10 protein-coding genes are annotated in these 13,800 nt (G+C 30.0%); all 10 read left to right on the forward strand.

The window, feature by feature from the left end; translation table 11 throughout:
* Nucleotides 1-226: 226 nt before the first annotated feature.
* The 10 genes from uvrB (at nucleotide 227) to OW729_RS02935 (ending at nucleotide 13,637) form a co-directional block, all read left to right on the forward strand.
* Entirely contained in the window at nucleotides 227-2,203 is a 1,977-nt protein-coding gene (gene uvrB / locus OW729_RS02890) for an excinuclease ABC subunit UvrB (RefSeq protein WP_268059933.1), read from the forward strand.
* 69 nt (nucleotides 2,204-2,272) lie between these two features.
* Nucleotides 2,273-5,095, forward strand: coding sequence for an excinuclease ABC subunit UvrA (gene uvrA, locus OW729_RS02895; RefSeq protein ID WP_268059934.1), 2,823 nt, complete (start codon nucleotides 2,273-2,275; stop codon nucleotides 5,093-5,095).
* Between the two features lie 90 nt (nucleotides 5,096-5,185).
* Nucleotides 5,186-5,620, forward strand: a complete 435-nt coding sequence (locus tag OW729_RS02900) for an FHA domain-containing protein (RefSeq protein WP_268059935.1) — start codon at nucleotides 5,186-5,188, stop codon at nucleotides 5,618-5,620.
* 39 nt (nucleotides 5,621-5,659) lie between these two features.
* Nucleotides 5,660-6,880, forward strand: a complete 1,221-nt coding sequence (locus tag OW729_RS02905; RefSeq protein ID WP_268059936.1) for an FtsW/RodA/SpoVE family cell cycle protein — start codon at nucleotides 5,660-5,662, stop codon at nucleotides 6,878-6,880.
* Complete coding sequence (locus OW729_RS02910) at nucleotides 6,873-8,309, forward strand: peptidoglycan D,D-transpeptidase FtsI family protein (RefSeq protein ID WP_268059937.1); 1,437 nt, start codon at nucleotides 6,873-6,875, stop codon at nucleotides 8,307-8,309. Before OW729_RS02905 ends, OW729_RS02910 begins: the two co-directional genes overlap by 8 nt.
* Before the next feature lie 127 nt (nucleotides 8,310-8,436).
* Nucleotides 8,437-9,039 (forward strand): metal-dependent hydrolase, encoded by a 603-nt coding sequence (locus tag OW729_RS02915; protein WP_268059938.1) that lies wholly within the window; start codon nucleotides 8,437-8,439, stop codon nucleotides 9,037-9,039.
* Nucleotides 9,040-9,065: 26 nt separating this feature from the next.
* Complete coding sequence (gene uvrC, locus OW729_RS02920; protein WP_268059939.1) at nucleotides 9,066-10,931, forward strand: excinuclease ABC subunit UvrC; 1,866 nt, start codon at nucleotides 9,066-9,068, stop codon at nucleotides 10,929-10,931.
* A gap of 13 nt (nucleotides 10,932-10,944) precedes the next feature.
* Nucleotides 10,945-11,679, forward strand: coding sequence for a phosphatase (locus OW729_RS02925; protein ID WP_268059940.1), 735 nt, complete (start codon nucleotides 10,945-10,947; stop codon nucleotides 11,677-11,679).
* Between the two features lie 57 nt (nucleotides 11,680-11,736).
* On the forward strand, nucleotides 11,737-12,660 hold the full coding sequence (gene murB, locus OW729_RS02930; RefSeq protein WP_268059941.1) for a UDP-N-acetylmuramate dehydrogenase: 924 nt from the start codon (nucleotides 11,737-11,739) through the stop codon (nucleotides 12,658-12,660).
* A 113-nt stretch (nucleotides 12,661-12,773) separates the two neighbouring features.
* Nucleotides 12,774-13,637 (forward strand): methyl-accepting chemotaxis protein, encoded by an 864-nt coding sequence (locus OW729_RS02935; protein WP_326498348.1) that lies wholly within the window; start codon nucleotides 12,774-12,776, stop codon nucleotides 13,635-13,637.
* The last annotated feature ends 163 nt before the right edge of the window (nucleotides 13,638-13,800 follow it).

Here is a 13,800-nt window from a genome sequence, read left to right on the forward strand (position 1 = left end):
TATATTTAAGCTGCTTATTGATTTTTACCATATGTTTAGATTTTCTAAGATTTCAATATTTTTTTAATTGAAACTAAGGATGGCTATGACTCTGAATAACGGTTCTTACCCTAAGATAGAGTAAAAATCCTACCTTAAGGCAACAAATCTGTTTATTGACATATTTATTATAAAAGTATATTATTAATGTAATATTATCGAACGAATGTTCACAGGAGATGATATAATGAGTAATTTTAAGATAAATTCAAAATTTAAACCTACTGGAGATCAACCTAAAGCTATAGAAAGCATATCAGAAGGAATTTTAAAAAAAGAAAAATTCCAAACACTCCTTGGAATAACAGGCTCAGGTAAAACTTTTACTATGGCTAATATTATAGAAAAAGTACAAAAACCAACTTTAGTTTTAGCTCATAACAAGACTTTAGCAGCTCAGTTATGTTCCGAATTTAAAGAATTTTTTCCGGAAAATTGTGTTGAGTATTTTGTATCGTATTATGATTATTATCAACCAGAAGCATATGTACCTCAAACAGATACTTTTATAGAAAAAGATGCATCTATAAATGACGAAATAGATAAACTAAGACATTCTGCAACTTCAGCATTGCTTGAAAGAAGAGATGTTATAGTAGTAGCATCTGTTTCATGCATATATGGTCTTGGTAATCCAGAAGAATATAAGAAACTTACTGTATCTTTAAGAGAAGGAATGGAAAAAGATAGAGATGAAGTCATGAGACAGCTAGTTGATATACAATATGAGAGAAATGAAATAAATTTTGTGAGAGGTACTTTTAGAGCTAAAGGAGATACTTTAGATATTTTCCCAGCTTCATCAACTAATTTAGGAATAAGAGTAGAGTTTTTTGGAGATGAAATAGATAAAATCAGAGAATTTGATGTTCTTACCGGAGATGCTATTTCATCAAGAAAGCATATATCTATATTCCCAGCTTCTCACTTTGCAACTTCTAAAGATAAGCTAGAGAAGGCTATAAAAAAGATTGAAGATGAACTGGAAATAAGGGTAAAAGAATTAGTTTCAGAAGAAAAACTTCTTGAGGCTCAGAGAGTAAAACAAAGGACAAACTTCGATATTGAAATGATGAGAGAAGTAGGATATTGTAGCGGTATAGAAAATTACTCGAGAATTTTAGATGGAAGAGAGTCAGGGACTCCACCTCAAACTTTGCTTGATTATTTTCCAGAAGATTACTTGCTTTTTATTGATGAAAGTCATGTTACTCTTCCACAAGTAAGAGCAATGTATGGAGGAGATAGATCAAGAAAGAATAATCTCGTAGAATACGGTTTTAGACTTCCAAGCGCTTATGATAATAGACCACTTAAATTTGAAGAGTTTGAGACTAAATTGAATCAAACAGTATTTGTAAGTGCTACTCCTGCTCAGTATGAATTAGAATATTCAACAAATGTGGCAGAACAGGTAATAAGACCTACTGGGCTTTTAGATCCTGAGATAATAGTTAAACCTATACATGGACAGATTGATGATTTATATGGAAATATTAGAAAAACTATAGAAAAAGGATTTAGAGTACTTGTAACTACATTAACTAAAAAGATGGCAGAGGATTTGACTGATTATTTAAAAGAAATGGGGATAAAGACAAATTATCTACATTCTAGTATTGACACTATTAAGAGAATGGAAATAATAAGAGACTTAAGAAAAGGTGAGTTTGATGTACTTGTAGGAATCAATCTATTAAGGGAAGGGCTTGATATTCCAGAAGTTGCTTTAGTAGCAATATTGGATGCAGACAAAGAAGGATTCCTTAGGTCTGAAACTTCACTTATACAGACTATAGGAAGAGCAGCAAGAAATTCGGAAAGTAAAGTTATTATGTATGGAGATACTATTACTAAAGCTATGGATAAAGCTATAAAGGAAACTAACAGAAGAAGAGGAATACAGATAAAATATAATGAAGAACATGGAATAGTACCTAAGACAATTTTAAAAGAAATAAGAGAAGTTATACAAAATACAAAAGTGAGTGAAACAGAAGAAAAGTATAGGGCTTCTAAGATAGAAGAAAAACTTAGTAAAAATGATATAGAAAAACTTATAGATAAATTTGAAGAAGAAATGAAAGAAGCTGCGCAAGAATTACAATTTGAAAAAGCAGCTAAATTAAGGGATAAGATATTAGAGCTAAAAAATCAGCTGTAATACATGAAAATAACTTTAATGTGAAAGATATATAATTTTACGAAAATGAGAAAGGAGAATAATGAACCTATGAGGGATAGTATATATATAAAAGGTGCTAAGGTACATAATTTGAAGAATGTAGATCTTGAAATACCTAGAGATAAGTTAGTTGTTTTTACTGGATTGTCTGGATCAGGTAAATCATCTCTGGCTTTTGACACTTTGTATGCGGAAGGGCAAAGAAGATATGTGGAGTCTTTATCTGCTTATGCAAGACAGTTTTTAGGACAGATGGATAAACCAGATGTAGATTACATAGAAGGTCTATCACCAGCTATTTCTATTGATCAAAAAACTACTAGCAGAAACCCAAGATCCACAGTTGGCACTGTTACAGAAATTTATGATTACTTAAGGCTTTTATATGCCAGAGTAGGAGTGCCTCATTGTCCTAAATGTGGGAAAGAGATAACTCAGCAGAGTGTTGATATTATTGTAGATAAAGTTTTGCAATTGGAAGAAAGAACTAAAATTCAGGTATTAGCTCCTATAATTAAGGGGCGTAAAGGGCAACATATTAAAACCCTTGAAAATATTAAGAAAAATGGATTTGTAAGAGCTAGAATAGATGGAGAAATATATGATCTTCAGGAAGAAGAAATAAAATTAGATAAAAATAAAAAACATAGTATAGAGGCAATCGTAGATAGATTAATAATAAAAGAAGGAATAAGTAGTAGACTTACAGAGTCTATAGAAACGGCATTAAAAATAGGAGAGGGGCAAGTAATAATAAGTGTTATAAATGGAGAAGACATCTTATTTAGCGAAAATTTTGCTTGTCCTGAATGTGGCATAAGTATAGATGAATTAGCTCCAAGATTATTTTCTTTTAACTCTCCTTTTGGTAGATGTGATAAATGTGATGGAATTGGAAGTTTAATGGAAATTGATGAAGATCTAGTAATACCAGATAAATCAAAGAGTATTATGGAAGGAGCTATAATTTCTTTAGGAGAAGGCTCATTAAAGCAAGATTCATGGACCTTTAGTATATTAAAATCTCTATCAAAGGAATATAAATTTGACATTAATACTCCTATAAAGGATTTGTCTAGAAATGTACTTGATATTATTTTATATGGATTAGGTGGGGATAAAATAATTGTAGAGTATGTAAAAGAAGATAAAAAAGGAGTTTATAACCATAAATACGAAGGAATAATCAATAATTTAAGAAGAAGATATATGGAGACTAACTCAGACTATATAAAAAGACAAATTGAGCAGTACATGAGTGATACACCTTGTCCAAAATGCAAAGGTGCAAGATTAAAAGATGAAGCTTTAGGAGTTACTGTAGGAGATAAGAATATATTTGAATTTTCCAATATGGCTATAAAAGAGGAGTTTATTTTTTTAGAAAATCTAAATTTATCAGAGAAAAATACCATAATAGCTAATCAGATATTAAAAGAAATAAAAAGCAGACTTAAATTTCTTATGGATGTAGGACTTGACTATTTGAATTTAAACAGAAAAGCTGGAACATTGTCTGGAGGAGAATCACAGAGAATAAGACTTGCAAGCCAAATAGGGTCTAGATTAGTAGGAGTTTTATATATACTAGATGAACCAAGTATAGGACTTCATCAAAGAGATAATGATAGATTAATAGCTACCTTAAAGCATTTAAGAGATTTAGGTAATACTCTTGTAGTTGTAGAGCATGATGAGGATACCATAAAAGAAGCAGATTTTATTGTAGACATAGGACCAAGAGCAGGAGAACATGGTGGAGAAATTATTGTAGCTGGAGACTTAGAAGATATAAAGAAATGTAAGGGGTCCATAACAGGTCAGTATTTAAGAGGAGAAAAAGAGGTGTTAGTACCAGCTTCAAGAAGAAAAGGAAATGGCAAAACAATAAAAATTTTACAAGCTAATGAAAACAACTTGAAAAATATAGGGGTTCAGTTTCCTTTAGGTGTATTAACAACAGTAACAGGTGTATCAGGTTCAGGAAAGAGTACTTTAGTCAATGAAATACTTTATAAAGGGTTAAATAAAAAAATTAATAAGTCTAAAGCAATACCAGGAGTTCATAAGGACATAATAGGTTGGGAGAATATAGATAAGATAATAAATATAGATCAAAGTCCTATAGGAAGAACTCCAAGATCTAATCCAGCAACTTATACAGGTGTATTTGATATGATAAGAGAATTGTTTTCTAATACTCCAGAAGCTAGAATGAGGGGATATAAGCCAGGAAGATTTAGTTTCAATGTAAAAGGTGGAAGATGTGAATCTTGTCATGGAGATGGTATAATAAAAATAGAGATGCAATTTTTATCTGATGTTTATGTACCTTGTGAAGTTTGTAAAGGAAAGAGGTACAATAGAGAAACTTTAGAAATAAAATATAAAGGCAAGAATATTGATGATGTATTAAATTTGACAGTAGAAGAAGCATTAGAGTTCTTTTCTAATATTCCTAGAATCAAGAATAAACTTCAAACACTTATGGATGTAGGATTAGGATACATAAGACTTGGACAGCCATCTACTCAACTTTCAGGAGGAGAGGCACAGAGAATTAAATTAGCAAGTGAATTATCTAAAAGAAGTACAGGAAAAACCTTATATATTTTAGATGAACCTACAACAGGATTACATGTAGATGATGTAAACAGACTTATAACTATACTTCAAAGACTAGTTGAGGGTGGTAATACAGTTGTAGTTATTGAACATAATTTAGATGTTATAAAATGTGCTGATTATATAATTGATTTAGGACCAGATGGAGGAGACAAAGGAGGAACTGTAGTATGTACAGGAACTCCAGAAGAAATATCACAAAATAATAATTCCTATACAGGATATTATATAAAAAACATGTTATAATATATAAGAAGTATAAGTAGGCTAGCATATTACATGTGCTAGTCTTTAATAAATTAGTTAAGTGTAAATTTAGATTAGAATGAGAAGGTGATGGGTATGCCTTTAATAAAACTTGTTTTAAGAGTTTTGATTATTTTGGTAATATATATAATTATCTTTTGGGCATTAAAAATAATGTACAAGGATATTAAAGGAGGAAATAGAAAGAGAAAAAGTTCTAAAGTTTTTGGGCTCGAAGTGGTTCAAATAGGACAAGGAAATAAAAATTTAAAAGTAGGTTCTCTTATTCCTATTCATAATATACTTTCTATAGGCAGAAGAGAGGATAATCTACTTGTACTTCACAATCAGTATATTTCAGGGCAACATGCGAAAATTTATGTTAAGAATAATGAGTTTTTTATAGAAGATTTAAATAGTACCAATGGTACTATTGTGAATGATAAACTTATAGAAAAGCCAACATATTTAAAGGCTGGGGATGAAATAATGATTGGTGAATATTTATTTAGGGTTATTGCTTAGTTAAAATATCTGAGTTTTCAAGGATTGGAGTAAAGCTTTATGAAAGGTAATAGAGAGGAGAAAAAACTTTTATTATATACTTATATATTCTGTTTACTATGTTTTACTAATTTAAGTATACTTAATTGGCCAAAGGAACGATTCGATAAAACTGCTATTATAGTAGCATTGGTAGTGTGTGGGCTTATAACTTATGCACATTTTATAATTAGAAAATTTTTCCCTGATGGAGATAAATATATTCAGATTTTTGCTTGTATATTAACTGTTATAGGATTGGTTGTATTATATAGAATAAAACCTATGGAGGCAGTTAAACAAGTGGTATGGTTTGTAGTAGGTATAACGTTATTTATAATTATAGTAGTTGTACTGCCTGATTTGAAAAGATTTAGCAAATGGAAATGGGGGTACTTAATTATTACGATAGCTTTAATGTCGATGGGAACGCTACTTGGAAAAACTAAGTCTGGAGCCAAAAACTGGATATTTATTGGTGGATATGGATTTCAGCCTTCTGAATTTGCAAAACTATCTCTTGTTGTTTATCTAGCAGCAGCGTTAGAAAAATATGAAAAGTCTAAAGATCTTATTGTACCAGCTATAGCAGTCATGGTTTCTCTTGGCTTCATGGTATTACAGAGAGATTTAGGATCAGCTTTGATATTCTTTGGGATGTCTGTAACTATGTTGTATATTGCTACTTCAAAAGTAAAATATGTAGGTGCTTGTTTTGGATTATTTGCTGTAGGTTCTGTTATAAGTTATAAATTATTTTCACATGTTAGAGTAAGATTTTTAATATGGAGAGATGTTTGGAGTTATGCTACTGGCAAAGGTTATCAGATTGTTCAATCTATGATTGCTATTGCGTCAGGAGGTTTATTTGGAACAGGATTAGGGCTTGGACATCCTGAATTTATTCCTGTAAATACAACAGATTTTATTTTTGCAGTATTATGTGAAGAAATGGGAGGCTTAATGGGATTTGCTGTAATAATCCTATACTTTTTATTATTTTATAGATGTATGAGAGCAGCAGTATATACAGATAATAAATTTTCTGCTCTTGTAGCTGTAGGATATTCTGCCATGATAGCATCTCAGGTTCTTGTTATAATTGGTGGTGTTACAAATTTAATTCCACTTACAGGTATAACATTGCCTCTTATAAGCTATGGAGGAAGTTCTATGCTTACTACCTTTATTGCATTAGGTGTACTACAAAAAATTTCTGAGGAGGCAACGAACGTTGAGTAACATTCCAAATAATAATATTTCTAAAAATATTAAAAATGTTCTTGTAGTTTTCTTAGTATGTTTTATAGGTATAATATCATATATAACATATTTTCAAATATTTAAAGCAGAAGAAATTTCGTCAAGTCAGTACAATAAGAGATTACAGGCAAAAAGAAATGAAGTATTGAGAGGAACTATTTATGATGTAAATATGAAACCTCTTGCAAAAAGTAAAAAAATTAGCAAGTTAAACCAGGAAAGAACATATGCATATGGTGAAATTTTTGCAAATGTTTTGGGATATGTTAGTCCCCAATATGGTATAACTGGTTTGGAAAAGCAATATGATAAAGAATTAACAGGGTTAGACACCATGGATATTTCTAAAGTTTTTAAATTTTTTAATGAAGAAACTGAGAAGGTTGGACACGATTTAAGAACGACCTTAAACTCAGAGGTACAGAAAAAAGCTTATGATTTATTAGGAGATCAAAGAGGAGCTGTAGTATTACTAAATCCTAAGAATGGAGAGGTAATTTCACTTGTATCAAAGCCTTCCTATGATCCAAATAAGCTTGAAGAACAGTGGAAAAATATAAGTTCAAGTGAAAGTAAGCCTTTATACAATAGGGCCACTTATGGATTATATCCACCAGGATCTGTTTTTAAGGTAATTACTGCCGTTAGTGCACTTGAGAATATTAATGGTATAAAACAAAAAACTTTTCAAGATGAAGGTAAAATAGTGTTTAATTCTAAGGAATCTTTAAAAAATTACAACGGAGAAGTTTTAGGAAATATAAACTTTAATGAGGCTTTTACACACTCAAGTAATGTAGTTTTTGGAACTATAGGTTTAGAATTAGGTAATGATAAATTACGTACTACAGCAGAAAAATTTTATTTTAATAAGGATATTCCAATAAAAGATTTTAGCGTAAAAAATGGAAGATTTCCTACTTTAAAAAATTATGAAAAAGGTAATATTGCTCAAAGTGCTATAGGTCAAGCTAGTGTTTTGGTAAGCCCATTACAAATGGCATTAGTTACATCAGCTATAGCTAATGATGGAGTAATGATGAAGCCTATTTTAGTCAAAGATGTTTTAAATGATAAAGGACAGAGAATTAAAAAATCATCTTCAGAGAGTTTAGGGCAAATAACAACGAAAGAAAATGCAGTTATAATTAAAGAGTTTATGAAAGATGTAGTAGAAAAAGGTACAGGTGGGAAGGCTTCAATCGATGATGTGACTGTATGCGGTAAAACAGGTACAGCTGATAATGAATTAGGAAATAAAAAACCTCATTCTTGGTTTGTAGGATTTGCCCCTTACAAAGATCCACAAGTGGCAGTAGCAGTTATTGTAGAAAATGGTGGAGTAGGAGGAGGAAAAGCGGCGGAAATTGCCGGGGAAATAATGAAATTTTATTTAAAAAGTAAATAAATAAGGAAAAATCAAACAATTATATTGAACATATGTTTCTTTTTTTACTTATGATGGTATAATTAAGTCAAGATAATTAATCGAATCTTGGCTTTTTTTATGCTATTTTAAATATAAAGGAGATAATATGAAGGGTAAAACTCATGCTGGTATTGGAGCAAGTGCTTTTCTACTAATATGCGACAAAGTTCCTGGAAAATTTAATGCTATAGGGCTTATTATGGTAATGTTTGCTTCTTTAATTCCAGACATAGATCATCCAAAAAGTATTATAAACAAATATATATTACCTTTTAAAAATAAAAAAACTAAAACTGTTATATATTCATGTCTTGGGCTAACAGTTCTTTGGCTTGATTATTTATATGTAGGAGAGCCTGCTTTGAAAGCCTTAGGAATTACATTTATATTTATTTCACTATCTTCACATAGAAATGGATTAACTCATAGTCTTGTAGGAATGATTATTTTCACTTTAATAGCGGGATATATAGGTAAAGTTTATCATGTAAATAATGTGGTATACTATTTTATGATTGGATATGGAATGCATTTGATATGTGATATGTGTACTAAGATGGGAGTGCCATTATTTTATCCATTTATTAAAAAGAAGTATAAGTTCCCTCTAACTTATAAGGTAAGTTCAAAAAGTGGAAATTTACTTGAAGATTTTTTAATGATTATAGGTATTGTATATACTATATATAGATTGCCAGGAATTTTATGACAAGGAATATTGAAAGGAGTTTTAATGTGTTTGATTTTGATTATCAGCTTAAGATGTTACCAGATAGACCTGGAGTATATTTGATGAAAAATAATCTAGGTGAAGTTATATATGTTGGTAAAGCAAAACTTCTTAAAAATAGAGTTAGACAATACTTTCAAAATTCCAAAAACCATACTAGCAAAGTTAAAGCTATGGTTAAGAATATAGCAGAGTTTGAATATATTGTTACAGATTCAGAGATTGAGGCTCTTATTTTAGAATGTAATTTGATAAAGAAATATAGACCTAGATATAATATTTTGCTAAAAGATGATAAACATTATCCATTTATAAAGATTACTATAAATGAGGATTTCCCAAGGGTATTCGTAACTAGAATAAGAGCTAAAGATGGAGCTAAATATTTTGGACCGTATCCTGATGTATCAGCAGTTCATGAAACTATAGAACTTTTAAAAAAAATTTTCCCGATACGAACGTGTAGAAAAGTGATTAAAGAAAAAGAAGAAAAAGGGAAACCTTGTTTGAACTATCATATAAATTTATGTAAAGCTCCTTGTGCTGGTTATATAGATAAACAAAATTATATGGAAATGATTCAAGATATAATAGACTTATTGACTGGAAAAGGTAACGATGTTATAAAAACTTTAAATAATGATATGAATGAAGCAGCAACTAATTTAATGTTTGAAAAGGCCGCGGCAATCAGAGATAAAATTAAAGCTATTGAGACAATAAGAGAAAGACAAAAAATTATTTTAAGTAACTTTAATAACGAGGATTTTATAAATTTGTATGGGGATGGAGAAGATTGGTGTTGCCAGGTATTTTTTATTAGAAATGGTAAAATAATAGGAAGAGAACATTTTATTTTAGAAAATAATATTTTGGATAATAGAAGGGATATAGTTTGTGATTTTATAAAAGATTTTTATGGAGGAACAGCTTTTATACCCAAAACAATATATGTTCCTGATGGAAAGGATTTGGAACTATTAGAAAAGTGGTTGTCTTATAAAAAAGGATCGTTAGTACAAATTAAAGTTCCTAAAAGGGGAGAAAAAATAAACTTATTAAATATGGTAGAAGAAAATGCTAAGATAACTTTAGAACAATTTAAATTAAAGTTAAAAAGAGAAAAGGAATTTTATGAAGGAGCTCTTAAAGAATTAGCAGAATTACTGAAGCTTGATGAAATTCCTCATAGAATAGAAGCTTATGATATTTCTAATATACAGGGAGTTGACTCTGTAGGAACAATGGTAGTTTTTGAAAATGGGAAGCCTAAAAATAGCGATTATAGAAGATTTAAAATACAGTCTGTTAAAGGCGCTAACGATTATGATAGTATGAGAGAAATATTAACTAGAAGGTTTGAACATGGAATTAAAGAAATAAGAGATATACAACAAAGAAGACTTGAACTCAGTGGAGTAAAATTTAGTATATTTCCTGATGTTATTCTTATGGATGGTGGTAAAGGTCAGGTTAATGTGGCATTAGAGGTCTTGGACAAATATGGGATAAACATACCTGTATGTGGAATGGTAAAAGATGATAAACACAAAACTAGAGGTATAGTATATAATAATAAGGAATTGAAAATTAGTACTAATTCTTCTGCTATGAATTTAGTAACTAGAATTCAAGATGAAGTTCACAGATTTGCTATTACATATCATAGAAGTTTAAGAGATAAAAGAATATTGCATTCTGTTTTAGAAGAAATACCTAATATAGGTGCAAAAAGGAGAAAAGAATTATTAAAGAAGTTTGGAAGTATTGAAAATATAAGAAAAGCCTCTTATAATGAATTGTTGGATACAGAATCAATTAATGAAAAATCAGCAAAGAGCATAATAGATTATTTTCATAAAAATAAGTGAATGAGGTGATAACATGAAATATGTTCTTGATGTTCATACTCATACAATAGTTAGTGGGCATGCGTATAGTACTTTGCTAGAAAATGCAAAGTACGCTTCTGAAATCGGATTAAAGCTTTTAGGAACAACGGAACATGGTCCTAATATGCCCGCAGCACCTCATATATGGTATTTTGGTAACTATAAGGTTTTGCCAAGAGATATATATGGAGTTAAAATGTTATATGGTTGTGAAGTTAATATTATAGATCGTAATGGGAACACAGATGTCCCGGAAAACATATTAAAAGAGCTTGATATAGTTATAGCTAGTTTACATGAGCCTTGTATTGAGCCAGGGACTGCAGAGGAAAATACAGAAGCTTTTCTTAATGCTATGGATAATGCTTATATAGACATTATTGGGCATTCTGGTAATCCTAATTATCCTATATATGAAGAAGAAATTGTAAAGAAAGCAAAAGAAAAAAATATTTTAATTGAACTAAATAATAGTTCTTTTAAGACTTCTCGATTAGGAAGTGAACCTATATGTATTAAGATAGCACAATTATGTAAAGAATACGGAACAAAGGTTATATTGGGAAGTGATTCTCATATGTGTTTTTCAATAGGTAAATTTGATAAATTGGAAGAAGTTATGAGGGATATTAGAATGCCAGAAGAGCTAATAATTAATACAGATGAGAAAAAATTAATTAGATATTTAAAAGATAAAGGAAAAATAAAGGATATAAAACTTGATTAGATGGTTAAATATCCATTATACTAATTACATATCTTAATAATCATTAAGGAGAATCACATGGTACAGAGTAGGGATGTAATTAATTATTTAAAAAATGTTTTAGGTAATGACTATATTAAAGTAAACGAACCTATGAAAAATTATACTTCATTTAAAGTAGGCGGACCTGCAGATTTTATGGTTATACCTAGAAACTATGAACAAGTAGCAAATGTTATAAATTTATGTAAAAAGAATAGTATACCTTATTTTATAATAGGTAATGGTTCAAACTTAATAGTTAAGGATGGAGGGTTCAGAGGTATAATAATAAACCTTTCAGAACTGAAATTAGTTCAGGTGATTGGGCAAAGAATAAAAGCTCAAAGCGGAGCACTTCTTTCTTTGGTTTCAAAAGCAGCATTGAAAGAAACGTTAAAAGGATTGGAGTTCGCAAGTGGAATACCTGGAAGTATAGGTGGAGCTGTAGCCATGAATGCTGGAGCTTATAATGGTGAAGTATCTCAAGTAATTGAAAGTGCTGTAGTAATGAATAAAGATGGAATTATAAGAGAACTTTCAAAGGATGAACTAGAGCTAAGCTACAGGCACAGTGCTATACTTAAGTATGACTATATTGTTCTTGAAGCAACTTTCAAGTTAGAAAAAGGTGATTATGATACTATTAAGAATAGAATGGATGATCTAAACAGAAGAAGAAGAGAAAAACAGCCTTTAGAGTATCCATCAGCAGGAAGTACTTTTAAAAGACCAGAGGGACATTTTGCTGCCAAACTTATAGAAGATAGTGGATTAAAAGGAACAAATGTAGGAGGAGCAGAAGTATCAATTAAGCATTCTGGTTTTATAATTAATAAAGGAAATGCAACTGCAAAAGACATACTTGACTTAATAGAAATTGTTGAAAAAGTTGTTAAAGAAAAGTTCAATGTAGAATTAGCTCCAGAAGTTAGAGTAATTGGAGAAGATAAAATAGAATAAGAAATATTTACTAAAGTACACATTTCTTACAAAGGATGTGTACTTTTTTTAAGAAATATGGGATAATACTATTAATTAACAAAATTATTCAATTAGGGTTTGGGGTGTTGTGTATGGAAAATTATGCAGGATATGATGAAAATTATGATTTAATGGAAAATGATTTTGTAAAATCTTTCGAACAAATGATTCCCATTATGAAAAAGGCAATTGGTGGAGACACAGTATATGGTATCTATGATAGAGAGAAGTGTTTAAAATTTTATAATAACCAAGTTATAAATGCTAAAATGGAACCAGGAATGAAGATCCCTAAAACAATGATAGCGTATGAATGTATGGAAAAAGGAGCAAGTTTAGAAAAAATTACTCCTAAAGAAGCTATGGGGATAGCTGTTAAGACATTTGCTTTCCCTGTATTTGATGAAAAACATAATGTTATAGGAAGTGTGGCAATTGCAAAAAGTCTACATTTGCAAGAAGAAATAAAAGGATATACAGATACTATATTCAATAGTATACAACATTTAACAGAAGCAGTTTCTGAAGTTTCTACTAATGTACAAGAAGTAGCAGCAGGAACTAATGATATATTAGCTCAGATAATTAATACTAACGAAAGAGCTAAAGGTACTAATGAGATAGTAAATATTATTTCAAATGTAGCTAAACAAACTAATTTATTAGGATTAAACGCTTCTATAGAGTCTTCAAGGGCGGGTGAATTCGGAAAAGGTTTTGGAGTGGTAGCTACGGAAATAAGAAAGCTAGCAGTATCAAGTAGAGATTCTGCAAAAGAAATATCAGACAGACTTGAAGGGATTAGAAACTCAATAGAGTCAGTTACAGAAAAAATTAATAAAAGCAATGATTCTTTTCAAACTCAAGTAGGTACTATAGAAGAAATTTCTGCTTTTATACAAGAATTAAATAGTTTAGCTATAAATTTAATGGAAAAAACAACAGATTTAGTTTAGTATGATAGAACTTAAATTTTAACCATAATATCAAAGAGGTAGAAACCAGCAAAGCTGAATTTTGCCTCTTTTTACGTTGGAAAAATGGTACAAGCTATAAAGTAAGTACACATTTTATTATAAATTCGTGTTATAATAAAAAAATAAAGCTGTATTAATACAG

Origin of the sequence: Clostridium brassicae, from assembly GCF_026738875.1 — a bacterium.
Lineage (GTDB): Bacteria > Bacillota > Clostridia > Clostridiales > Clostridiaceae > Clostridium_H > Clostridium_H brassicae.

Excerpts from the sequence above, each read along its gene's own strand:
- OW729_RS02935 (WP_326498348.1), top strand. The coding sequence starts at position 12,774 with ATGGAAAATTATGCAGGATATGATGAAAATTATGATTTAATGGAAAAT.
- OW729_RS02905 (WP_268059936.1), top strand. The coding sequence starts at position 5,660 with ATGAAAGGTAATAGAGAGGAGAAAAAACTTTTATTATATACTTATATA.
- murB (WP_268059941.1), top strand. The coding sequence starts at position 11,737 with ATGGTACAGAGTAGGGATGTAATTAATTATTTAAAAAATGTTTTAGGT.
- uvrA (WP_268059934.1), top strand. The coding sequence starts at position 2,273 with ATGAGGGATAGTATATATATAAAAGGTGCTAAGGTACATAATTTGAAG.
- OW729_RS02900 (WP_268059935.1), top strand. The coding sequence starts at position 5,186 with ATGGGTATGCCTTTAATAAAACTTGTTTTAAGAGTTTTGATTATTTTG.
- OW729_RS02915 (WP_268059938.1), top strand. The coding sequence starts at position 8,437 with ATGAAGGGTAAAACTCATGCTGGTATTGGAGCAAGTGCTTTTCTACTA.
- OW729_RS02925 (WP_268059940.1), top strand. The coding sequence starts at position 10,945 with ATGAAATATGTTCTTGATGTTCATACTCATACAATAGTTAGTGGGCAT.
- uvrB (WP_268059933.1), top strand. The coding sequence starts at position 227 with ATGAGTAATTTTAAGATAAATTCAAAATTTAAACCTACTGGAGATCAA.